The organism is Neiella marina, from assembly GCF_002165625.1.
In the GTDB taxonomy this organism is placed as follows: Bacteria; Pseudomonadota; Gammaproteobacteria; order Enterobacterales; family Neiellaceae; genus Neiella; species Neiella marina.
This window is the reverse complement of the sequence record NZ_NGNS01000019.1, coordinates 30,471-54,440: the sequence shown is the minus strand read 5'-3', so window position 1 is coordinate 54,440 and position 23,970 is coordinate 30,471. Positions and strand designations below refer to the sequence as shown.

Sequence of the window (23,970 nt, the reverse complement as noted above, 5' to 3'; positions counted from 1 at the left end):
AGAACAACACGAAGGAATACTGACTTAAGGGAGCAGTTTTTTGTCCAGAGCAAATACCGTACTAAAAGGATCCTTCACGCTTATCTTGGTCGCTTTTCTCAAGCGCTCAATTGGCCTGATTAGCACGCTAATCTTGGCTCGAATTTTGGTGCCGGAAGACTTTGGTATTGTTGCTATTGCCACCATTGTGCTGAACTTCTGTCAGGTCATGGCAGAGACAGGTGGTCGGCCATACTTAATCCAACACAGTAACTTGGATAAAAGCGTCATTAGCGGTGTTTGGACCATGAACATGCTGGTCCGCAACCTGTTTGCCATAGGCATCATCGTCAGCGCCCCTTGGGTTGCCGATTTCTACGATGACCCTCGATTGGTTGATGTGCTAAGGGTGTGTTCACTCTACATGGTGTTTACAGCTATTCAGTGCCCAGCTGTGACGCTACTTATGAAGGAACAAAATTATGGCCCAATTCTAAAACTAGAGGTTGCTGAGAAAGTCATTGCTGTCTCCGTCACCCTGATTTCTGCCTACTTACTACAGTCCTATTGGGCACTGATTATTGGCCAGGTCACCTCGTCATTTATTAAGTGCGTTGGCTCTTACATTATCAAGCCAATGTCGGTGTCTATCGATTTTTCCAAAGTTCGCGAGCAACTCAAATACACCGGCTGGGTGATCCCTAAAGAAATTTTTAGTTACCTCCGTGCACAAATGGATACCCTGCTGGTGAGTTCATTCTTCGGCAAGGCTCAACTGGGATCCTACCATGTCATGAAATACATCTCTTTCATGCCCGCATCGCAATTGATCACACCAGCATGTGAGCCACTGCTTGCAGAGTTTTCCAATTCGAAGCATGACAAAAACAAGCTTCATTACCAATTCAATATCAGTTTTATGGTGCTAATGTGCATTGGCTTGCCTATTACCGCGTTCTTATACTTCTTCAGCGAGTTGTGTGTTTTCGTGCTGCTGGGCGATCAGTGGCTAGAGTATGCCGACGTGTTTGGCGCGCTGTCGTTAATCATCGTCTCACATTTATTCATGACCATGAGTAACACCATTCTATATGCGCTGGCCAAAGTGAAATATGTGTTTTATTACGAGATTATCAGCTCTGCGGCAATGTTCCTTTGCTTGTATTTCTTAGCAACTCAATCGGTCATTCAATTTGCTTATACTCGAGCTTTGTTGGAGCTAGGCATTGTCATCGCGTTTTTCACATTGTCATCAACCATGCTCAAAATCAACGTCAAGCAACTACTGAAGGTAGTCATTAACCTCGCGTTAGTACTGGCCGCAACAATTAGTAGCGCACAGTTTATCAATGCCCAGATCGACAATCTCTACATCTCATTCTTTGTCGTTGGCTTTGCTTTTGTTGCCGTGTATCTGATCGGCATCTATATCGCATTTAGAGTGTCATTTAATTCAGATAAAGAAGCGCATCACCTTGAGTACATAGTCAAGAAAACCCTAACTCAAGTTACGAGTAAATTAAGTGTGATTAAAGGGCGATAGTCGCTGTTAAGCGAACTATTTAATTGATGACAATGCGAGAGTAGTAGTTGACGGCTAAACACTGACTCTTAGCTCTCGATAAATCGAGCCATCGTCTTGGCTACTTGATCTGCACCAAGTGCTTTTTCTAACTCGAGATCAAAGTCACTTATGTTAGATAGTTCTATCTCTCGAGTTAGTTTTGCCAATTCTGATTCAGAATCAAACATGAAAACTGGAAAACCCATTTCCGCGAGTTCTTCAGAAAATGGGGAGCGTCGCGCGATTACAGCACATCCTGACGATAGCGCGTGCACAATCACGCCTGAAGCAATCATACTCGAGCTCTCGTTGCCGCAAATAACACAACGAGTGCGAGATAATAGTTCCGCCAGCTGTTCGTCCGGTACGAACTGATCAATCACTTCAACCTGTAATGCGCGTTCGGAGATGATAGAGCGTATGCTTTTGGACAACTCAGAGTTTTCAAATCGTCCTGCCAGTAAAATGCTCTTATTAATTGGCCAATGCAGTAAGACGCGATCAATCTGCTTATATCGCATAATTTTTCCATATATCAAATATGGAATATCAATGTTTTCACATTTATCATTTTTTTTATAAGTGGGGTGTGGAACATACTCCATTCCATGTTGGCTAGCGTATTTTTTGGAGTGACAAAGAGTATGTTTAGCGGTTATTCCCATAATTAAAACAAGAAACTGATAATAAAACCTAGAAATAAAATGGGAATCAGCTAACTTGTGGGGCTTGACGTTGTGGCGAATCCAGATGAGCTTTCCCTTATAGAACCAGATCCTGATGAGAACCCACAAGATATATAGAAAATGGCGGCTTGCCGCATAAACATTTGGTTTAGCAACGCCATCTTCTTGCCAAGAAAAGACAAATACAGCGCCTTTCCTTTTTAACTTTGATCCATTAAAGAAATCACTTGCATTCGCCGTGTCATATCCCGCTTTGGCAATACAGTTTAAAAGCGTCTTATAGTACGAATTAGATGTGATCTTCTTGGGGTCTGGCAATATATAAATTTTCTTATCCATAAGATAAATCTACGAGTCGCTTCCCATTGCATCAATCATTGCATTTATATTGTTGTAGACCTTAGACTTTTGATCTTGCAGCAACCTCTCTGCAGCCTCGGCATCCCAACTATCAATGATTGTATGAACGGCCGACCAATCTTCCTCATAATCGTGGCAGTCATTAACACCTAAATGCTCAGTCCATGTCTTGGCATATCTTGCCATTTTATGAACTCTTTTATTTAGTGGAACAAACTTGCAACCAAAACTTTGGGCCGTAATAAACCCATGAAGGCTTGTACCCAAATAAATTTCAGAACATGCGATGGTATACATGATGTCAAAGAGGTTTTGAGGAGCAACGTACACAAAGTCACTAGCGATTTCACATATCTTCTTTAATATTTTATGATCATCATGACCAAGAGCTAAACCTATCGGGCAACATACGATCTTGCAATTCATTTTTTCAGCAATAGAACGTATATTCTCAATAAAAAAACCTAAGTTATTCGGTTCAAATTTGGCACCTAGCTGAAGTACTATATATTTATCGGGGAGATTCTTGAATCCTACTGAAATAAGCTTATCTAGCTTATCTAGTGGATAGACATCAGACATAATTAATGCCGAGTCTGGTACAGTTTGTACATCAGGTCTAATTTCACTCAAGCTTTCTGCAGTCGCATAATCTCGCACGGATACCAATTCAGCTTTTTGAAGGTTGTTTTTTACAGAGGCATATTCTGACTCATTCTTGGAAATTCTCTTGATTCCTATACCACCAACGGAGTTGTAGAATGTCTTAGAGTTAGGTAAATCAACACAAAAAGCAGAAGTTTGACGGGTTTTCGATACGAGCTTTTTGCTTAGCCCAATTTTCTCATCTATTTTCTTAAAAATTTTATAACTAGAGTAGAAGTAACTAAACACCGGACTAATGTAGCTATACAACAACCCCCACACTGGGAAAAAAACCTCGCCACCACCAACTACTATATAGCCCCCAGTATCACTAACTTTCTTTTCTAGTTGCCTATAACTTATCGTTGGCAACGCTCCAAAATCAGACAAGTCACTTTCAACCAAACCACAATTAACAAAGCTCGATTGCGAATTTCTCTTCAATAAAACTTCTTTAAAAACTAAAGGAAAGAGAAGGTCTCCATAATTTAATCGGTCACTTGCACTCAAGAAATAAACAATAGGCGCTGATGTGTTTTTCATGTTAAAACCGCTCAGTTAAATGCGATAGTAGAGGATGAATATACGTTTAAGAAAAAATCAAATATTGAACAAGCGTTTAGAGTCAGGGCAATACTCTACAAACCGTTTTAAATCTTTATTAGATAAGTCGGTTACTTTATGTGCTCCAAAACTATTTTGATTAAATTCAATTTGAGTTGAAAACTTTTCTGCATCGCCCATGGTAGCCACGTTTCCGCCAATTAAATCAATATGGAAAGCGAAATAACCATCTTCGCCGCCGGGCCATCGGCTCGGTTCAAACCGTTCGAGACTCTCTTTCGTCTTTGACCAACTTCGAAGGCTAAAGCCACCATTGCCTCCATCAGCAATGAGTTTGATTGGTCTATTTCGATCCCACTTTGAACCAATATAGTCAAACACCAGAAAATCATTGACAGAATACGGTGAGGCAGAGCAGAGCAGCGCATCGGTCTGGAAAACTAATAGCTTTTCTCGTCCAATTACCTTGTCCCAAAAGGTATTAGACAAGAATAATGCGTTGTAAGCTGGCGCTCGCAATGCTGCAGTTTGCAACGGCGCCAAATAAAGGCGACCTTCATCAATATGGCGTTTTAGCTTTGAATCAAGTATGAATTCAATGTTTTCTGAACCATGAAATAGTTGTACAGGTATATCGAGGCGTTCGATAACCTGCTCAACAACAAAGATCAGTGAGTCTAACGGTCTTGTCTCAACGATCACACCTACTAATCCATCCTCAACTGGCTTTGTTTCCAAAAGTTGAAGGCCAAAAGTATCAACGATACTGAAATCCGCTTTATCCCTAAATGGCTTTAGATCTTGATAAAAATCATATAGATGTTCGACTTTTATTTGTTCAGCACGAATACCCTTTTTCAATAATGACGATCGTAGTCTTTTTGCCGAACTTTGCTGAGTACCAAGAAATTTTGAGAGCAACATTATGATTATCCTGCTAAGACTTATGTTGGAGCCACGGCAACGCGCGCCCAAGAAGCTCCTCGAGCTCTTGATTGCTTTCTTTAAAAAAGCGACTCAATTGATTTTTATCGTCATTGGTTAATTTGGGTACTGGGCGATGGTTCCATTCGTTTAATAAATTAATCACGGGATGCGCCGCCCACCGCAGAGAGCGTCGGTTAAGAAACAATCTAACCGCAGAACGACCAGTTAACCACCGATCCAGAGTGTGGTTAGCGGGCCAATACGGAACCTTACCTCTCTTACTAGTATCCGCTACGAACGTATCATCCACATCCAAGAACTGGTAAATGTCTCGCATCACTGATGCTGGCTGTGCAACAAAGTCATCATATAAAACTATTTTTATCTGTTCAGCAGGAAACAATTTGAGATACACCTTTAGCTGCTGTGCATACTTGCCAATGTTGGTGTAATGCCAGTCCCAGCCCCACTGCTTATCGATTCTTTGTTGCTCAGCATCGATTGCATCGCGAAGTTCTAAAGGTTCTAGGTTAAATTGTTTGTTCATGCAGTAATGAGAGTAAAGCCGACTAACAGGCTCACGCAACACAGCTATAAGTTTGGCGTTCGGCACATCAGTGGCAATGTGTTTCGCTGCGCGGGGATAATACAAGTATCGAACCGATGCATCGCCCACGGCCAATTCGTTTGTTACATGTGAAAACTGCATCTCATAAGCGCTAGAACTGGTCACGCAATTGGAATATCTCAACTTGAATAGCTTTGAACTCGATACAGGACCATTTTCAGGAAGCTGCTGCCCAGCATAAGCATAATAATTTGGCTCCTTGTTCTTTGAGAAAGCGATTTGATGATGTTGCTTTAAGTATGACTGAAGCGAGGTCGTTCCAGATTTGGCCGCTCCAATGATGAAAAAATCAGCAGTTCTCATATCAATTTCCCAAATAATAATTATTGAAATAAATAAAAATATTTATGTCTAACCAAACCCAGACACCTCAACCTTTTATGCTTCTAATTTCATTAATCATGCGATAGAGAACAGCACGACAAAAAATAAACATCAAAGCAATGTAAGTCGCCCCCCCAACAAACACCCCTAGAAACAACTGTATTATCAAGTTTAGTTCTGAAACTACATTGGTATGATACATTAACTTAACCGCAGCAAACATTAGCAGAGACGACAATGAAAAAGGCAATGTTTTAATAAAAGTAGTTTTCAATGATACATTCGTATGTTTAGCAGCAAAATAAAATCTAATTGGCAAGCTGATATAGGTCGATACAACCGTAGCGGACATCATCGCCACAATACCATATGGTATTGTGAGTACAGGAGCTAAAAGCGCAAAAGACAATGTTGTTATTTTTAGCTTCAAAGCCACTTTAGGGACTCCTGAGGCGACCATTAGGTTAGGTAAGAAATACCCCATAACAGCTGCGGGGCCACCTAGACAACAAATAGTCATTAACAGAATACTCGATTGCCATTTCTCTCCCACAAAGAACATAATAAATGGTTCTGCTACAGCCCCCAACCCCAGATAAGCTGGGACAATAGCAAAAGCAGCTATCGATACAGTTCGATAAAATGCGTCAACCCTCTCACTATCTTCAACTCTAGCAAGGGTCGCAACTAGAATTTTGTTAATAGGTTTAAATGAGAGATCAATAAATATCTGAATCCCTTTTTTCGCCATAGATAATAGCGCAAAAGCACTTGCTCCGTAAAAAGCGCCAACTACGAGATTAATGGTTTTTCCTGAAAAAAATGTGAGCATAGCCATCATAAATAAAGGAGTACCAAAACTTCTTATTTCTTCGACATGTTCAGTTTTTATTTGGTAGTTAGCTTTAAAATCAGAAATTAAACTTGTGATTACAGCAGAAAAAACACTTTGCGATATCCTTCCTATTACCAAAGACCAAGCACCAAAACCCATAAAAGCCAACACAACAGATACAGACCCACCAAAAGTGGTAGAACTAAGGCTTATAATTGCTAGTTGTCGGTTATGAAACTCTCGTTGCATTTTCGCAAGATGCGATGTTCTCAAAGATTCTAAAATCGGAATTACCGCAAGTGACGCAATAAGGTAGGCGGATGTTTCGGAGTATAAATAGTAGAAAAGTGGCGAAACGACGATGACAAGAAATAAAGATATAGCTATAGCAATCAACAATAATATGCAATGTGAGCTAGAAGCAAAACTATCTTCCCACTCCGCTCGACGAATAAGGTTTTGATTTACCCCAATTGACAGAAAAATAGACACGAACTCGACGACGAGAAAAGCAAAGCCAACCAAGCCAAACTCTTCCACGGTCATTAGACGTGCAAGCAATATAAATACTAAAAACGAGAACAACTGACTGAAACCGTTAGTAATAACATTCCATATAACGGCTGCTGCTGACTTTCTTTTTAGCGACATAAAACTGCCATTGGCGCTTGCAAATAAATGTTAGCTCCATTTGTACAATGATCCCTGCGCCCCAATATTGCTACAGGATTCGGAATGTGAATGAAGATGCACTGGTGCTTAGTCATGTAACGCCGATATGGGAACAGATCTCCATACTCGAGCATCATTCGCCTAGCTTTCCATCTCAAGCGTCCTAGCATAGAAGTTATTCCCCATTGCTGTTTGTGTTTAAACGGACCAAGTATCTAATGACAAACCGGAGAATTCCCTCAGTTTTGACGCATCCTCTGCCAAGTCTTCCTTTAGCGCAGTTAAGGTTTCATGAGAGAGCTCGACGTCGGGCTTTTTAGTCAATAATTGCCCCATCTTTTTTATCCAAATCTTCGGAACAATCGCCCGAACGGTTTGCCTGAACTTTGCGCCAGTAGCCGATTTCGACTGCAAGAAAGATAAAGGCCCGGAAACCCGAACCTTGTCGGACGTTCTATGGAACTCCGCCGCTAAATTGGCTACCGATATTGTCGAATCAACTCCAAGAAACTCAAACACCCGTTGCATCGTGGCATCGCGGTCACTTTTCAATTGCTCAACCGTTAGAACAAGTAGCTGATTCGGTTTGTAATAAGACAAAAACTGTTCAATTTGTTGGTAGTATCGGCTGGTTGAAATGTAATGCTTTCGTTCCGGTGTTTGCAGCACTTGTTCAAGAGTTTGGCTTTTGCGGCCATCGTACCATTGGTGCTGATAGTGCGATTTAATTCGCTCAATCGGATCTCGCACGACATAAATCAGCTTCGCGTCTGGCACCATAGCTGCCATTCGCTGTGGAACCCCTTCAAACGTTGGAAACATCGTGTAGTTCGGCGAACTTTCTCCAACGATTTCGATCTTGCTATCTTGGCTGAGGAGTTCATCAAATTGAGCTTCGTACCATGCCTGTCCTTTAGTCCAGTTTTTTCTATCGATAAAAAAATCGATTTCCTTTTTCTTCGTCATTGCGATGTTCGGGTGTGCATCCAGATATCGATGCAAACTCGAAGTACCACACTTCATAGCACCGATCACGATCACGTTCGGTAACATAAGCTCCGCTCCAATGGCATGTTCAAAATTTGATTCTGACGTTGCGTCAGTTATGCCGTTCTTGTTTCGTTGTTTTTATATGCTGAAAGTCTTGAACGACTGGTTAAGATCGCCAACTCCGAACGTACTCATATATTCGAGCATTCAACGTGTTGGCATCCTCAGTGTTGTTAGCAAAAGAGTCTATCTTTTGGTTGTAGGTATATTCGAGCTGCTTGTTAATCGCTGTTGCTGCGGTAGCTTCTAGCGAAGGCAACAGGTTACCAAACACTTTGGCAATGTATGGCAGCTCAAACCCAGGCGCATTGTAGCCATAACCATAGATATTAATCTCATCATGGGTGACGCCCTTCATATTGTTATAATCCATTGCTCGGTTGGCTTCTTCTTGCCAACCTAACAACTCATCAGTGACACAATATGCCAGCGCCTGTTCAAAAGCCGGTAAACCCAAGAAATCATCATTGCCACCGTACTCTTTAATCAATGCGAACGCATAAACATTAAACAGATGATAACCGTTTTCTTTGTACTGTTTGGTCTTGCCAGCTTTCTTGAGCCGATATGCCTGCATCACCGCATCAACTTTGGACTTCAGCTTCTTAACTGCTGTTGGGGTATTGATGAGATCATGCTTGATTAAGCCATTGCGGTATACCCGCAATCTCAGCGGCAAATCGCCCATAAAAGCATCACACTGTCGTCGAATTGTCTCGTTTTCGCGAACAGATAACAAAACGTATCCTGCTGCGGCAAGCCATAGTTGGTGGTTAAAGGTCATATCGAAGTCACGTAAACTGCCATCGACATTTCGAATTTTCCAAATTTTCATGCGCTCATCAAACACGTGGAGCAAAAAGGTCTCTTCAGCCAACTGCAAACATGATTCGTCACCCAATACTTGGTAACCGGACACCAATCCTTCGATGGCCCAAGCTTGGCCAATTGTGCCATTCGAAAAGTCTTTTCTTACGCTAGTCCGACAATGGAAAGCAGAATTCATAGGGCGCGCGGCTTGCGATTTCAAGTAGTTGATACAAGCGGCCACCGCCTGACGATACTTTTCATCTCCAGTTCGTTTTAAAAGAATGGCAAATGTGGTTGCCCAATGAGCAGTATTCCGGACCGGTGTTTCTGGATCAAAATATGGGCCGTTGTGTCCGCCTTTGATGAAGCCTTGATGCTCCAATTGTTGAAGCGCTTTATCCGCTAATGATATTACTATCGAATCCAACACCAAATTTTCCTTATTATCGCTTAAGCCAGCCGATCAAGTTTCCTAGTAATGTTGCCATACCGCTTAAGTAAGCAACCCAGTAGAACCTAAAGTACAGGAACCCTTTGCAATCAACTTGCTTACTTTTTGCCGCCAACTTGCGTACGTTTTCCCTTCGCGCAGGAAATACCTTTTTTAGCGCTTGTTTCATCATCGGCTTCAAATTGTCCTGCTCTTGCCACAGGCGCACTTGACCTTTACCGACTCTCACTTGCTTGGTCAACAATTCGCTAGTTGAGCGGGCATACTTGAACACTGTACAGGTTTCGCAGTAATCCAGTTGCAAGCCCTGCTCTGAGCAGTAGCCTGTCCATCGCATGTCTTCACCTGAGCGGACCCTTTCTTCAAACATTCCGACTGTGCTAAACACTGAACGACGCACCCACAGGTTTGCAGTTTTGGCCGAACGCCTTTGTTTGATAGCACTTTCCATTTGCACGTTGGTTACGGAATCGTAAACCTTGCCCGCAGTCACTTTATCCTCGAAATTGAATAACACTTGACCACCAAACAAATCACAATTTGGATGCTCATCGAGATAATCTAAGCCTGATGAGACCCAATCTTCTGCAGGAATACAGGTGGAATCTAGCAGTGCAATATAATCGCCGGCACTTGCTTCAATACCCCGATTGCGGCACGAATAGGGACTCCCTTGGTTCTCATGCTCTTTAATGAGGGTGATTTCGGGTTGCTGTGCGAGCCACTCTAACGAACCATCTGTCGAACCATTATCAACAACAACTATTTCAAATAAGCTGCTATCAATTGATTGTTTTTTTAGCTGTCCCAGAGTTTCTTGAATAGCTGATAGGTCGTTAAAAACTGGGATGATGATTGAAATTTTTGGGTAACTCAAAGAGCGGCTCCTTGCCTAGAGGCGAGCTTCACTTTAGCTTTAAGCGCACCAACCACTTCGGGGTTCGAGCTTTGCCAGTGCTGATAATATGCAGCTTGCTTTTGAAGTTCACCATTGATATTCGTTTCATTTAATAGCACACCGAATACAAACTCAGAAGGGCTCGATGAAAACATCGTATTGAGCATTAAATCCCCAAGTAGCGGTTTATAGTGCGATGATTCCCACCAATACATACTCTCTGCCGAGAACGGTTCGATCGTGTGTTTATCGAATACTTGAAAGTCAAAGATACTAGGCGCGTCGGCAGCAAACTCATCAGCTACTTCTTGATTCAAAGAAACCAGCGTAGCTTTGCTTTGCTGACCATACAGCTTCCTCCCAAAATGGGAAGACAACCAGACATATCTAACCTGCTGAGGGTTAATGAAGAAGCTTAACTTCACATTGTTCTGATGAGCTAACACCATAATTCGACGGAGGGATTCTGTTCGGCACTGTCGCGTATCATCCATTCGTTTTTGTTGCCTGAGACCTCGATTGATTCTAATGCTTTCTCTCTTTTCAACTCGCTGCAATTGCGTTGCACCAAGATTCTCATATGGGAAAAATGCTCGGCTTCCATCTTCTTGCATCAACACACGGAATGGTTTGGAGCGAACTATAACTCGGAGAGATTTCTTTAGAGTATTTAGAGAAATCAAATATCCTAGCCGACGCACTCGACTCAATGCGTATTCAGTTGGAGTGGCGCTATAGTAGTTTAGGTTTCCGTCATTCTCTCGATCACATATATAGTCAGCTGCTACCAAAACATGTTTGATTGGAGCGTGATAAAGCGCATGTTCAAATGCCCTCAACAACTCATTGATCGTAGCGCCTGGCACCGAAAAATTGTAACTATCAGGCTGATGCTGACCAATCCACAATGAATGATAATTCCGAGAATTACCGAGCAAAATAGTACTAGGTTGGCTTTCAATTACATGCCATGGCTTCGTTTCCCTCTCGTATCCGGCCACTGTTTCTAGGACAGGCTTAGGTGGAAACATCGACAAAGGATCGACCCACCAGTTAACCACAGCAACTCCAGCAAAGCCTAGCATTACGCTGATAATCCATAAATTCAGATACGCTGCCCTAATGTACACACTGTTCCCTTAGTCGATACGCTTCCCAGAAATACTGGTAATTTAGACAAACTTTAACTTAATCAAGTTTGTTAACTCCCTCAATCGCTTTTGCTCTCTTTGAGAGTTCGTTGATTACGGTAGGAGAGTTGTCTCGCCACTGATTGAACAGACTTACCTGCTCTGAAATGTGCTGATCGATATTCGACGAAGATATAACTTTTGCAAATCCATCTACTCCCAAGGACTTCTCCGGTGACAACATGAATAAAACCATCATGTCTCCAATCGCTTTCCTGTAATGAGACGATTCGAACCAATAATTAGATGGAGGATAATCTGAAAACCTTATTTCTTCTGTAGTAACTTCATTAACAAGTAAAAAATCATAAATCGGGAAAGGAGCTTCTCCGCTTTCTTTTGCTACTTGCTCATTGACAGATACAAGTATTCTCTTTCTCGTGTCGAGAATTTTTTCCGAACGTCCAAACATATGATCAATTTCTATGTAGCGCATATGGATCGGGTTGGTGAAGATTGAAAGGCGAATCCCAGATTGATGAGCTAGCCGAAGAATTTCTTTAACCGCCGAAGTATTGCAGTGTGATGAACTACGAGCTTTCAATCCATTCCTGATTTTATTGTTTTCTCGAAAGAGAAATGACTCACGCGGAGTACGATTGGAGTCAAATCGAGTTCGGCGACCTTGCAAGTCATATAATTTGTCATCAAGCAAGGGCTTACCCATAAGAAAATCGGTTAGATTTTGTGTTTGCAATAGTCTTGACGCACGATGGAAGTGAGCTCGAACATTTGTGTAAAGATCCGAAGACAAGTGAAAGTTGGGTGGCACAGCAATGTTTGAACATACATTATCGAGGTTCATGTAAACCTGTTTAACGGAGCCGGCGTAAACCGCGTGCCTGAAATTTGCTAAAAGTTCTCTAGTTGTCGCTCCAGCAATTGCAAAATTATAAGCATTTGTATTGGGCAATAAATCAACATCAAAACTAAACAATGGTCTCGAGTTACCAATCACTACGACTTCTGGTTTTTTCGCCCGCAAATGCCAAGGTTTGAAATCTCGCTCAAACCCCTTGTTTTGGCTGGATACTTCGCTGTAATGGAATAGGAAATTGGGGTCAACAAAAAAGTTCCACCCTCCCAAACAAACCAAGCCAGTTATTGCCGAAATCAAAAAACAAAGCAGATAATGACGAGCCCTTGAAAACACCAGCTTATCCACCTCTAAAAATTGAAATACAAAAACTCAGACAACTGACCGATTTTTCCAACTGCAACAACAGCCGCAAGTCCAGATGCTATTGAAACCCACGGCAGAGACCTGCTCAACCTTCCTTTCTCATCAGATACTGCAAGCTCTTGTTCAACAAACTTCATGATTTGCAGAGAGTTTGGCGCGACTAAGGCAATAACAATTAATACGCTACACCATAGAACTGCGGCTTTTGCTTCAACCAAAGATTGTTGGTATGAAAACCAGCTCTGCACATGAGTCATTGCCGTTAATATATCCAAGGCGCCATCCAGCGTAACTGCACGGAAAAAGACCCATGAGATCATCACCGCTAATAGGGTAAGCCCCCAATAGAAAGCACGCTCAATTCGCCCCACCGGGCTTTGTATCAGGCTGTTACGAAAACTACTCCACGCATGATTGACGCAAAGATAACTGCCATGCAAAAAGCCCCAAATGACAAAATTCCAACCCGCACCATGCCATAAGCCCCCTAGTACCATGGTAGCCATCAAGTTGCCGTAACGCCGCACAGGACCTTTGCGGTTTCCCCCTAAAGCGATATACAGATAATCTCTCAAGAATCGGCTAAGGGTCATATGCCAACGACGCCAAAAGTCGACAATATTGGTGGCCTTATAAGGTGAATTAAAGTTTTCAGGTAACCGAATACCAAACAGTCGAGCCAACCCCAAAGCCATGTCGGAGTATCCCGAAAAATCAAAGTACAACTGTAGGGTGTAAGCCAATGTGCCCGTCCATGCCTCAAAGCCGCTGAGCGACTGGCCAGAGTCAGCTGCGGCAAAAATCGGCGTCGCGTAAACGGCTACTCCGTCAGCTAATACCACTTTTTTAAACAAGCCAACGCTAAATAGAGTGACCCCAACGGACACATGAAAACTGTTAAAACGGAAAGTTTCTGCTTTAGCGAACTGGGGCAGCATTTCTTTGTGATGAACAATCGGACCTGCAATCAATTGCGGGAAGAAGGTGACAAATAAGCAGTACTGCAAAAAACTGTGTTCTTCAATTTCCTTTCGATAGGTATCGACCAAGTAGGCGATCTGCTGAAAGGTGAAAAATGAAATCGCCAATGGCAAGACGATCTTGCCCACTTGGAAGTCATAGCCAGAAACGGCAGTAAGTTGGTCTAAAAAGAAGTTAAAGTACTTGTAATAGCCCAGTAGCGCTAGGTTTGCTGAAACTCCAAAAGCCAATACCCATTTCGCTCGACGCTGAGATTGCATTAGCGCATTTTCAATCAATCTACCGATGGTGAAGTTACCGATCATCGAACCGATAATCAGCACTAAATAGCTCGCCTTCCACCAGCCATAAAAACCAAGCGAAGCAATGACAAGCAAGCTAATGGCCCATTTAGCGTTGTGACGACCAACGATAAAAAACAGCGTCAAACACAAGGGCAAGAAAAAGAAAATGAACTCGTAGGAGTTAAACAACATCGATAATCATCCCTGAAACTTCTGGTTAACTCATGTTTTGATTGTGCTTCCAAGTCACCAATGGCCAATAACAACTGCCACTAATCCTTCGCCAAACTAACACCGTTTCGATGGCGATTACAATTTTTTAACGATTGAGCATACGTCTTCCGGATAAATCCTCGTTTTGGCGGTTGGTTTTGTTATTCTAGATACCATCTCTAGCCACAATCGGCAGTACTAATTGCTTTATCCAAAGGATTGGGCCATGCATTACGATGTACCATTAGCTGTACCACAGCCAGTTGAAATCGCAGTCATTATTCCTGTTTATAACGATGGTGATCGATTAGAGCTATGCCTTGAGGCACTAGCGAATCAAACTCTGGATAGCAGCCGATTTCACATCGTAGCAGTGGATAATGGTTCCTCAACACCACCAACCCATTTAGTTGGCCGCTACGCCAATTTCACTCTACTCCATGAGTCTAAACCAGGTAGTTACAGCGCTAGGAATAAGGCGCTCGCTAATATAAAAGCGGATTACTACGCTTTTACCGATGCCGACTGCATTCCAAGCCACCAATGGCTAGAACAGGCTCTACAAACACTTACCCAACCAGGCATCGATGCAGTGGGCGGAGCGGTAAGTATTTTTTGTGCAGACCCCAATCAACCCACGGCGATAGAGATCCTTGATGTCATCAAAGCATTCCCGCAACGAACTTATGTCCAAACTCAGCATTATGCCGTAACCGCCAACCTCTCGATGACCGCCGCAGCTTTTGAAAAAACCGGGCGATTCAATGATGAATTGAAATCGGGCGGCGATAAGGAGTGGTGTCGCCGGTTGCACGCGGCAGGCGGTGTACTGGTGTACTCAGAAGCAGCAGAAGTAGCTCACCCAGCCAGAGCAACACTTATTGAACACGAAACCAAAGCTCGTCGCGTTGCTCATGGCGCATATGCGCGTCGCCATACCGACCCGAACACTGCTAAGTTTGTCGGCTGGCAAGGGATCTTAATGGGTTTGATGCCACCGGTACGAAAAGGACGAGTGATTTGGCAGCAATTTAACAATCAGAGTAGTGTATTAAGACTCAAAGCAATAGGCGTTTACTATTACGTCAACGCCTATGCTGCATGGCAAAAAATTCGTTGCCACCTTGGTTTGGTCAAACAAGCTGAACGCAGTTAGCTATCGATTCTCTGCTTTCTTTAGCTTGAGCAACAAACTGACATACTCCGAGATTTGTGCTGCTTTAATCACAAAGGTACTGGCCATTCCTTTCAATCGAAGCCCCCAAGGAACGGTGTCAACCTGAGCAATTTTAACGATTCGATAAAGTGGCGGCATGAGAGTACCAATGCTTTTTATATAGCCTTGGCGTTGAATTCGCGCACCGATGACTCGGCGAGATTTTACCAATAGCGATTTAAATGTATGGCGCAAGGGGTGTTTGACAAAGCAAGATTGATCAAACTGAAACAGCGCACCCGCCTTGACGGCTCTGGAGCAAAACTCCACATCGCCACCGGAGAACAAACGACCATCATAGCCCCCGACGCTGTCGAACACTTCGCGATGCATCGATAAGTTTGCGGTGCAGGCAACTTGACGCGCGGCATAGTCCTTTTGTGAGATGCCAAAAAAGAAATCATACGATTCAGCAAAATTGTATTGGTAGTCAGGATGATGCTCGCTGAACATAACGACATCACCGGATAACAGCAATTGGCAACTATCGGATTCGGCAAAATGGCGGGCAATATTTGTTAGCCAATCAACACTCGGCACACAATCAGCGTCGGTAAAGCAGAGTATTTGACCACTGGCGATCGCTGCTCCGGCATTACGAGCAGCATATGAACCTTTTTGATGAGCCTCGATGACTTGAACTTGAATCGTTAAGTCATTGCACAAATCATCTGGAGCATGATCGGCGGGATCATTATTTGCCACAATGACTTCAAAGTCGTTCTTTGACCAACTTTGTTGCTCAAGTGCGTGCAAACACAACGACAATCGTTGCCAGTCTCTGAACGTTGGAATAATCACGGAAAGCTTCACGGTTCGATTCCTTGTAAACGTTGAACAACGCCAGCTAACAAACCTTGCCAACTGAAATCTTCATTACGCGCAGGCGACTGAGGGTTGGCCAACGCTCGCTCAATATCGGCAACGAAATGTTGCATGTCAAAACTCGATATATATTGCTCCGGCACCATGCCATTGAGTGAGTTAATCGGCGTGATTAGAAACGGTGTGCCACACCCCATGTATTCGAGTAGCTTGCTGGGAAAACAATACTGGGTAAAGTCATCTTGCCGGTTTGGAATCAACATCAAGTCACAGGCGTTGATCACCGTTGCTACTTCGCTAATCGATTTACCGCCCAGCCAATCAACATTCGGATACTGTGCTAACCATTCCGGTTGAGTACTATTGGAGGCAATCGCAAATCGAACCTCAAGCGTTTTGCTGAGTTGCAAAATTTGCTGCAAATTGTCATTAACTCTGACATCAAGGGAGCCGGCATAGCCGACATATGTCTGATGCTCTTCGAGCCCCAACAGCTGCCGGCAAGTGTTTTGCTCCATCGGTTTAAACACCGCTGGGTCAAAACCATTGGGAAAAACCATCTGCTCGCCACCGCTTAAGAGGTCATGCGACATCAGTTCTTTGGTCACATAGAGCGACAATATGCTTCGCCGATTGAGCGCACGATGCATCCATGAAAACGGCAACAGCCACTTCGGGAAATAAGTGTCGTAATTGTCCAGTTGTTCATAAATAATTGGCTTACTAAGCAATGCTGGGCAGATCAAATAGGCCACCAGTCCAACAATCGGGCCATTGGTAAACCAGACGTGGGTGGGATTAAAATCGCTCAATTGACGTCGTAATATGCGACGAGTTTTCAGCCAGTTCGGATTTCTTGCCGATGGTGAGAAGAATCGTCCGTTTGGATCGGTGTAATGCTCGCCATTCTTGTAGTTAACTAACCAAATCTGACAATCAATACCATGCTCGCCAAGAGCGCCAGCTATTTTAAACGTTCGGTATTCTGGGCTTTTGCCAACATCCATATTCGAGGAGTAGCGATTGCCAACTATCAAAACTCTCACTGAGCTACCTCTTCAACCGCTGCTTTTTATAGATGCGAAATAGATCCCACCAGTTCCCTGCTTGCCAACACATCTTGATGAAGCGATCGCCGATTCGATGACCACGAAGAATATTGGCATTAACTAGCAACGAAATACGTTGAGATGATGTCATGTGCGGTTTGAACTTGGCGCTAAAAAGACTGTAACCCTTGCGGATCCGCCTCGGGTCAGTGATCCGGTTTTGTTCGTGATCGGTATGCTGAATGTAAGAGCGATTGTAGACACGCTTTGCGGGTCCCAGTTTAAGCAGTAAGGTGGTAAAAAAGTCGTAGTCTTGCCACGCAGGATAGCGCTCATCAAACTGCAAACCGTTGTCCAACAAAGTTTGGCGATGGGTAAAAATCTGAGTGCCGACGTAATTTCGCCGAACTTGGTCGTCAAACCGAATGATTTTCTTGTAGTAGTGACTTGGCCTCAACTTAACGCCGTCATCAATGTAGTTTAGCGAGCACAGAAACGACACTTCCGGCTGCCAAGCTTTTACGAAACTAGCAATGCGGTTTGGGGCAAAGCGATCATCATCATCTAGGCCGGTAACGAATTCTCCTGAAGCCGCGCGAATCGCTTTATTTCGTGCATGACACGCTCCTTTGGACTGTTCTTCCCGCAGGTAAACGATGTTGCTATGTTGCTTTTGCAAGCTCCGAACAAAGTCGGGAGTATCATCCGTAGAACCATCATCACTAATGACAATTTCAACGGCAGGATAAGTCTGAGCCAATACCGAATCGATAGCTCGCTTGAGCAACTGAGGGCGGTTCTTTGTTGGAATATAGACGCTGACCAACGGCTGATTTGTGTGCTTACTGGTCATCGTTCGTTACTCCGCTGACTTGGCGAAAAAGATGCTCAAATCTTGCCGCCGATATCTCTCTGGAAAACATCGCTTCAACTCGGCTTCTAGCATTGGCTACCAGACGCTGACGACCATCATCATCTAACGCCAATGCTTGCTCTAAAGTATCAGCTAAACTGGTTGCGCTAGCTGGTTCGCACAGATAACCAGAACGTCCATGCTCAATCGAATCGACAATGCCACCCGAGCGGGAGCCAACGACAACGGCGCCTGCGGCCATGGCTTCAAGAAATGTCAGGCCCTGAGCTTCAACCCAACCATTGGCTGACTGTTTCGATGGTCCCAGAAAGGCATCAGCAGCTGCCATATAATGTTGCACCTGACTGTGTTCGACCCAACCAAGAGTTTGTGCTGCGGCTTCTAAATTGGCTCGTTCAATGCGCTGTTCCAGCTCAACCTTATCCTGCCCTTCGCCAATGACCACCAGCTTAACTTGGTGCCCTTTTGCCAATAACAAGCGTGTCGCTTCCAGCGCCTCAAACACTCCTTTTTCCTCAATGACCCGGCCAACGAAAACCAACAGCTTTCGCTCTGGATGATCTTGTAGCGATAAACGCAATTGCGAGACTTCTTCAGGATCAGGCAGTTCGGAAACCGTCACTCCCATTGGAATTCTATGAACAGAAATACCGCTAGAGCTCACTTGTAGCTCGTTAACAGCCGCCTCGGTAAACGACGAATTAACACTGACTGCAGCTGAACGCCCAAGTACCCAGCGCTTAAACTTCAACATCAGCTTGCCTTTTAACGAGAAAATATCACCACCATGAACGGTAGTCACAACAGGGACTCGAAACAGCCAAGATGACACTAAAGCGGCAAACCCTTGAGGTATGATCCAGTGCGCATTGATAACGTCGTATCGTTGAGTTAGCAATAACCGGAACACTGCAAAACACTCTGCCAACACCAACATCGGCAGCTTCAGTTTTTCAATAGGCTTTTTACGCAGATTGACCAAGGCGCCGCCTTGGTAGCAGACAGTTTGTGCTTTGATTGGCCAAAAATAACGAAAGCGCCGGACGTGCACACCATCGAAGTCTTCTTTTAGTGCCGCCCCCTCGAAATGTGGCGCCAATACCGTCACGTGATGCCCTTTGGAAACCAGATCTTTGGCCAAACTGTGAACAAATGGCGTAGTCGAATCACCCGCCCAACGCGGATAATTAGAAGTCACTAAAAGTAATTTCAAAACATCTTCCCTGCTTGCCATTTCATGTCGTGGTGTTTTAGTTGCCTGTCGCTTGCTTAGGTAAGCGCTGCTGTAATAGATAACGATATAAGGATGCAGGTTCTATCCCATCATGATTTAAACCTTCAGCGTAACCAATGAATGGTGATTTCGTCTTCAGCGGCTGAGAAAAGCTCAAACCAATCAAACGAATCCCTGGGGCTGCGACGTTAATAGGTAGATTAACATTACCCTGCGCTCGAACATTCCAATATGTTGTATAGCCTGCCGCAATAGGCCCAGAGTCGCGGCCACCCGCTTCGGTAAACAAGTCACGAGTGCTGGCGACATGAGCTTCAATATCATCAAATAGGTTTTGCTGATTCAATCCACGGTGCAAATTAAACTTTGCGTTTTTGACCATACCGCCACTATAAACATTAAGCTCAGCATTCCATCCAACCGCCGGCGAATGCAAGGCCGGAGCTAAAAACCTGAAGTTCGTTGTCAACACATAGTTGGATGTCGCGATACTCATGGTGTAATGGCCGCCGCGACCAATAACAGCTATATCGTTAAGGCTGAGATTAGCACTTTGTTCCACGACAAAACCATTATCGGCATCGACAGTTGTCACATCATCGACCCAACTGTGTTTAAGCTGATTCAAGAACAAGGCGTTAAAACCAGGCTCTTTGTGATGACCAGCGTACGGCCTTTTGGTGAATGACACTCTAAACTGTTCAAAGCCAACTTGCTCGAGCAGCTCAGCAGTGCGCAACTTAACATGCCATTCGGGCTTGACGTGATGTAGCAAAGGTTCTTTTACTCGAATACGATTGCCATCAATGGCTTCCACTGTCACAAACTGGTTAACCAAATTTGCTCGCCGATCATATGCCCTTCCCAATTTAGTTCGAGTACCGGCCATCAAGTGCTTGTCAAAACTAGCTCTTTGGCAACCTGAACTACACCAAGCGACGACTAGCGTTTGGCCTACGAAGAAAAGGCTGGAGTCATTGACTTCCAGCTCATGCTGACCTTGTTTGCCAGCGAGAGTCTCTACTGCCAACGCCGTCGAAAATGGCTTTAATCGGGGCTTCGTCCAGATAAAACCACCCTTCCACGAAACCGGAGAATGACCCTTCTGGGTGGCATTTTTGTTGTTCGCGACTAGTTGTCGAATTTTCCATTGCTGCTGGTCTTCTGCAGCGACAGACAACAGAGGCTTAGAAAAAAATAGCTCCGTTCCGGTTTCTGCAGATGAGCCAGCGCCACGCAACAAAATTTGACTGCGCTGAATCGCTAGAACTCGCGATAGGTCGACTCGCCCCTGAGGTAACTGAACAATCACCGGACCACTCACCTCATGAGCATGTTCCAGAGCCGCTAACATCGCCACACTGTCGTCTTGCTCATCGCTGGCAACAACGCCGAATTCAGTCACATCGACAATCGTAGCCCCAGTCAGCCGAGGTTGTTGTTCGCCCCAACGATATCCTGCGTAAGAAAAATCGGGTAAGTAATGCTGCTCAGAATCAAGAATTTGCGGCCGCCACGGCTGTAGCGGGCTTGGATGAGCAGCCTTGTGGTCGGCCTCAGTTATCGCTTGTTGAGCTGCCTCTGGGTGATGGCGCTGAAGTTGCGACTGCAATGAATTGAGCTTTCGAACAGCAGTAACAACTTCTGGATGTTGGTCGGTATAGCGCTGCAACAAGGTCGCCAAAAGCTCTTGCTGCTCAGTAATCTTTAACTTGAGTTGTTGACGACTGAGTTTTGGCGGCCGATAAAAGCGACTTTGTTCTGTTGGTTCTGGCGCGATGATAGCCTTGGGCGCTGATGGCGCAGCAGGCTCTTGGCTGTCTGGCACTGTCGGTGTCGAACTGCATCCAAGGCTCGTCAGAACAACGAGCCATAATGGTAAAGAGAATCGACTCACAACAGCAGCGCCCGTTATTCTTTTTTGTCTTGCTTATACTTCATTAGTTCAAGCTCGAGCGCTCGAGTCTTCTCGAGAATCGTTTCAATCATCTGTCGATTGTGAGATATCAGGTCTGATAGCAAACCAACCAGAATAGCCAAGAACCCCATTAGCAAGAATGAGCCCCCCAAGACCAGCGACTGGATGTGACCGTCGCCTTGGCCAATGAAGTACTTATACAAAAAGCGAATGATCGGAATGGCGCCAATCACTCCCATAACAATACCGATGTAAAAGAAGAAACGCATCGGCTGGTACATGGCATACATCCGCACCATGGCAGAAAGCTGACGCTGGACGAATTTAGGAATACTGGTGAACAATCGGCTCTCACGGGTTTTAGGATTCGTCCCTACCGGTACCGAAGTGATCGCCATGTGCTTTTTGCCAGCTTGAATGATGGTTTCGATGGTATAGCTGAATGGCGAAACGATGTTGGTTTTTATTGCCGCTTCGCGACTAATGGCCCTAAAACCGGAAACCGTATCTGGCACGCTAGTCCCAGATAGCCGCCGCACCACTGCACTGCCTAAGTATTGCAGTAGCTTTTTAAACGGTGAAAAATGCTCAATTTTGTGGGTTTCCCGATCGCCAACAACAATATCCGCTTCGCCTGCGAGTATCGGTTTCACCAACTTAGCGATATCGGCGCCGTTGTACTGGTTGTCACCATCGGTATTTACGATGATATCAGCCCCCGCCTTAATCGATTCTTCGAGAGCAATTCGGAAGGTCCTTGCCAACCCTTTGTTATTCTTGTTGCGAATCACGTGTGTAATTCCCAGCTCACGGGCCACCTCAGACGTGCCGTCTTGACTGCCATCGTCGACAATCAATGTCTCAATGACATCAATGCCGTCTATTTGCTTGGGCAAATCGGCATAAGTTTCGGGCAGCGTTTCCGCTTCGTTATAGCAAGGAATTTGGATAATCAGTTTCATGGAGAGACTTCCATTGTTTGATCGCAAGAACGCACCAAGCGGATGGTTTGCTCGGGACTAATAAATTTTCTTCTTATATGTTCAGGTACCAGAGCGTCAATGCCAAGTAGTTGCAAGAATCTGCCAATCATGGTGATGCGAGATTCTGACGCCCACTGTTCACAACTATCTGAGAATGGCTTCGCCAACGGGTAATTGCGTGCAACTAGCCATAATGAGCTGCTGGTCGCCTGCTCTGGCAACTGTAAATTGGTCGCATCCATACCATAGATTCGGTCGAACAATCGCCCTTGAAATCCTTCAGGAACAACAATCTGAGCCGTTGGATTATCTGCCATATAGGCAGCGAGGTGGCGATGTTCAGTATGGTTGGACTCACGCATATCAATCAATAGCACATTCATCACCAACGCCCCTACTCCTATGACAACAACAACATGTCTCAACCAAGGCGCCCCCTGCTGCCAAAGGCGAGCACCATACACAGCAAGAGCAATAGCGATACCATAAGCCACCGGCCCAAAATATCGCGGATGCGGTCGAATTGAGAAAATGTAATTGGCACAGATAAGCCAAACCACGGCCGTAGTCAGCAACGCCAGAAGAATGCGTTTTTGAGCAGCGGAAAATGGTCTCGTTTGGGCGCTGGCAGTTAACAGCAAGATGACGATAAACGCCAGACTGTAAATTGCTAAATCGTAGTGTAATAGAAACACAATGTAGGGATTGACTGTCCAATGAATATTGACTGGTACATGCTCCCAATAGCGTTCAGAGTCAGTAATGAATTTGAAGAAGCTCTTTGAACTGACCGGTTTTAGCTCAGAAACCACCTGCTGCGTTTTGGTAGTGAGTTTGTTTTCATTACCAAAGTTATGCTTGGTAATTGTGGCATGATTCGACGCTATCTTGATTCGATATAAAGGCTCTCCCTGAGTCACAGAAAAATAACTCATGTCAGCCAAGCCAATCGCAGCTGCGCCCAGTGCACAGAGCAGCCAAGCTCGCCAATTTTTATAGATCAACAGTGCGATGATGGTTGTTGAAATAACCACAGCCGCTGACGTCAAATGGGCCAGTATTGCCAGGCCGATAGGAATACCAGCAACAACATTGAGCCACAATCGATTGCTCTCATTGGCCCAAATCAGCAGCCAAAAACCCACCACAATAAGAGTTAACTGAGTAAACAACACGAATGGTACATTCGATAACACGGCAAATAATGAGGTCGAAGCGAACAATCCGGCTGCGAGCAATCCGTAGCCTCGCTGCCAAAAGTGACGAACGCCGAAATAAGTAGCCACAGCAGAGCAGACATAGCCGATAAATGGCGGCACAGTGAGTGCCCACTCAGATACCCCGAATGAGTTCAGGCTGGTGAATAACGCGAAAACATGAGGAAAACGAATCGACCAGTGATCGGTCACAACTGGCTGACCCGTTTCGAGTAAGGTCAGTGCTGCATAGACGTAGTGGAAATCATCGTAACCACGATAGCCCAAGTAGCTCAGCGAACCGAACCCAAAACACATCAAGATGACCAGAGCAACATCTGCTCCAACCAGAATCCTTCTCATCAATAATCCCTACCAAACTGCCTGTGGCGGTTTTGTTGTTTGGTTATGCTTTGCGCAGTGCCACCATT

At 44.5% G+C, this 23,970-nt stretch carries 20 protein-coding genes; 2 read left to right on the top strand and 18 right to left on the bottom strand.

Annotated elements, in window-relative coordinates:
* Positions 1–40 precede the first annotated feature (40 nt).
* The gene (locus CBE68_RS13895; protein WP_087506711.1) at positions 41–1,522 is read left to right on the top strand and encodes an oligosaccharide flippase family protein; all 1,482 of its coding nucleotides are present in this window, start codon (positions 41–43) and stop codon (positions 1,520–1,522) included.
* 68 nt (positions 1,523–1,590) lie between these two features.
* On the opposite strand, the gene CBE68_RS13890 is transcribed toward CBE68_RS13895, so the two are convergent.
* The 11 genes from CBE68_RS13890 to CBE68_RS13840 form a co-directional block, all read right to left on the bottom strand.
* Positions 1,591–2,568, bottom strand: a complete 978-nt coding sequence (locus CBE68_RS13890) for a glycosyltransferase family protein (protein ID WP_087506710.1) — start codon at positions 2,566–2,568, stop codon at positions 1,591–1,593.
* A 9-nt stretch (positions 2,569–2,577) separates the two neighbouring features.
* Complete coding sequence (locus CBE68_RS13885; RefSeq protein ID WP_087506709.1) at positions 2,578–3,777, bottom strand: polysaccharide pyruvyl transferase family protein; 1,200 nt, start codon at positions 3,775–3,777, stop codon at positions 2,578–2,580.
* A 57-nt stretch (positions 3,778–3,834) separates the two neighbouring features.
* Positions 3,835–4,722: a DUF5672 family protein gene (locus CBE68_RS13880; protein ID WP_087506708.1), complete on the bottom strand. Its 888-nt coding sequence runs from the start codon at positions 4,720–4,722 to the stop codon at positions 3,835–3,837.
* A gap of 13 nt (positions 4,723–4,735) precedes the next feature.
* Positions 4,736–5,656 (bottom strand): sulfotransferase family protein, encoded by a 921-nt coding sequence (locus CBE68_RS13875; protein WP_087506707.1) that lies wholly within the window; start codon positions 5,654–5,656, stop codon positions 4,736–4,738.
* 67 nt (positions 5,657–5,723) lie between these two features.
* Positions 5,724–7,163, bottom strand: coding sequence for an oligosaccharide flippase family protein (locus CBE68_RS13870; protein WP_087506706.1), 1,440 nt, complete (start codon positions 7,161–7,163; stop codon positions 5,724–5,726).
* 219 nt (positions 7,164–7,382) lie between these two features.
* Positions 7,383–8,237, bottom strand: coding sequence for a sulfotransferase family protein (locus CBE68_RS13865; RefSeq protein WP_087506705.1), 855 nt, complete (start codon positions 8,235–8,237; stop codon positions 7,383–7,385).
* A gap of 103 nt (positions 8,238–8,340) precedes the next feature.
* Positions 8,341–9,474: an AGE family epimerase/isomerase gene (locus CBE68_RS13860; protein WP_087506704.1), complete on the bottom strand. Its 1,134-nt coding sequence runs from the start codon at positions 9,472–9,474 to the stop codon at positions 8,341–8,343.
* A 13-nt stretch (positions 9,475–9,487) separates the two neighbouring features.
* Positions 9,488–10,372, bottom strand: coding sequence for a glycosyltransferase (locus CBE68_RS13855; RefSeq protein WP_087506703.1), 885 nt, complete (start codon positions 10,370–10,372; stop codon positions 9,488–9,490).
* Positions 10,369–11,478 (bottom strand): hypothetical protein, encoded by a 1,110-nt coding sequence (locus tag CBE68_RS13850; RefSeq protein ID WP_087506702.1) that lies wholly within the window; start codon positions 11,476–11,478, stop codon positions 10,369–10,371. Before CBE68_RS13850 ends, CBE68_RS13855 begins: the two co-directional genes overlap by 4 nt.
* 103 nt (positions 11,479–11,581) lie before the next feature.
* Positions 11,582–12,748 carry a hypothetical protein gene (locus CBE68_RS13845; RefSeq protein WP_087506701.1) on the bottom strand — a complete coding sequence of 389 codons (1,167 nt, stop codon included), beginning with the start codon at positions 12,746–12,748 and terminating at the stop codon, positions 11,582–11,584.
* Positions 12,749–12,750: 2 nt separating this feature from the next.
* Positions 12,751–14,223 (bottom strand): MBOAT family O-acyltransferase, encoded by a 1,473-nt coding sequence (locus CBE68_RS13840; RefSeq protein WP_087506700.1) that lies wholly within the window; start codon positions 14,221–14,223, stop codon positions 12,751–12,753.
* A gap of 247 nt (positions 14,224–14,470) precedes the next feature.
* On the opposite strand from CBE68_RS13840, the gene CBE68_RS13835 reads away from it, so the two are divergent.
* Positions 14,471–15,400: a glycosyltransferase gene (locus CBE68_RS13835; protein ID WP_087506699.1), complete on the top strand. Its 930-nt coding sequence runs from the start codon at positions 14,471–14,473 to the stop codon at positions 15,398–15,400.
* Here the strand turns inward: CBE68_RS13835 and CBE68_RS13830 are convergent, their stop codons facing one another.
* From CBE68_RS13830 to CBE68_RS13800, 7 genes are read right to left on the bottom strand one after another with little or no spacing between them, the layout of a single operon-like run.
* On the bottom strand, positions 15,401–16,273 hold the full coding sequence (locus CBE68_RS13830) for a glycosyltransferase family 2 protein (RefSeq protein ID WP_158100611.1): 873 nt from the start codon (positions 16,271–16,273) through the stop codon (positions 15,401–15,403).
* Entirely contained in the window at positions 16,270–17,331 is a 1,062-nt protein-coding gene (locus tag CBE68_RS13825) for a glycosyltransferase family 4 protein (RefSeq protein WP_143824573.1), read from the bottom strand. The genes CBE68_RS13830 and CBE68_RS13825 overlap by 4 nt, the downstream gene beginning before the upstream one ends.
* Positions 17,332–17,335: 4 nt before the next feature.
* A complete protein-coding gene (locus CBE68_RS13820) occupies positions 17,336–18,187 on the bottom strand; it encodes a glycosyltransferase family 2 protein (RefSeq protein ID WP_087506697.1) in 852 nt (283 codons plus the stop codon).
* Complete coding sequence (locus tag CBE68_RS13815) at positions 18,177–19,421, bottom strand: glycosyltransferase family 4 protein (RefSeq protein ID WP_229744758.1); 1,245 nt, start codon at positions 19,419–19,421, stop codon at positions 18,177–18,179. The genes CBE68_RS13820 and CBE68_RS13815 overlap by 11 nt, the downstream gene beginning before the upstream one ends.
* Before the next feature lie 37 nt (positions 19,422–19,458).
* Positions 19,459–21,339 (bottom strand): hypothetical protein, encoded by a 1,881-nt coding sequence (locus CBE68_RS13810; protein ID WP_143824572.1) that lies wholly within the window; start codon positions 21,337–21,339, stop codon positions 19,459–19,461.
* 14 nt (positions 21,340–21,353) lie between these two features.
* Entirely contained in the window at positions 21,354–22,322 is a 969-nt protein-coding gene (locus CBE68_RS13805; RefSeq protein ID WP_087506694.1) for a glycosyltransferase family 2 protein, read from the bottom strand.
* Positions 22,319–23,902 (bottom strand): glycosyltransferase family 39 protein, encoded by a 1,584-nt coding sequence (locus CBE68_RS13800; protein WP_087506693.1) that lies wholly within the window; start codon positions 23,900–23,902, stop codon positions 22,319–22,321. Before CBE68_RS13800 ends, CBE68_RS13805 begins: the two co-directional genes overlap by 4 nt.
* Between the last annotated feature and the right edge of the window lie 68 nt (positions 23,903–23,970).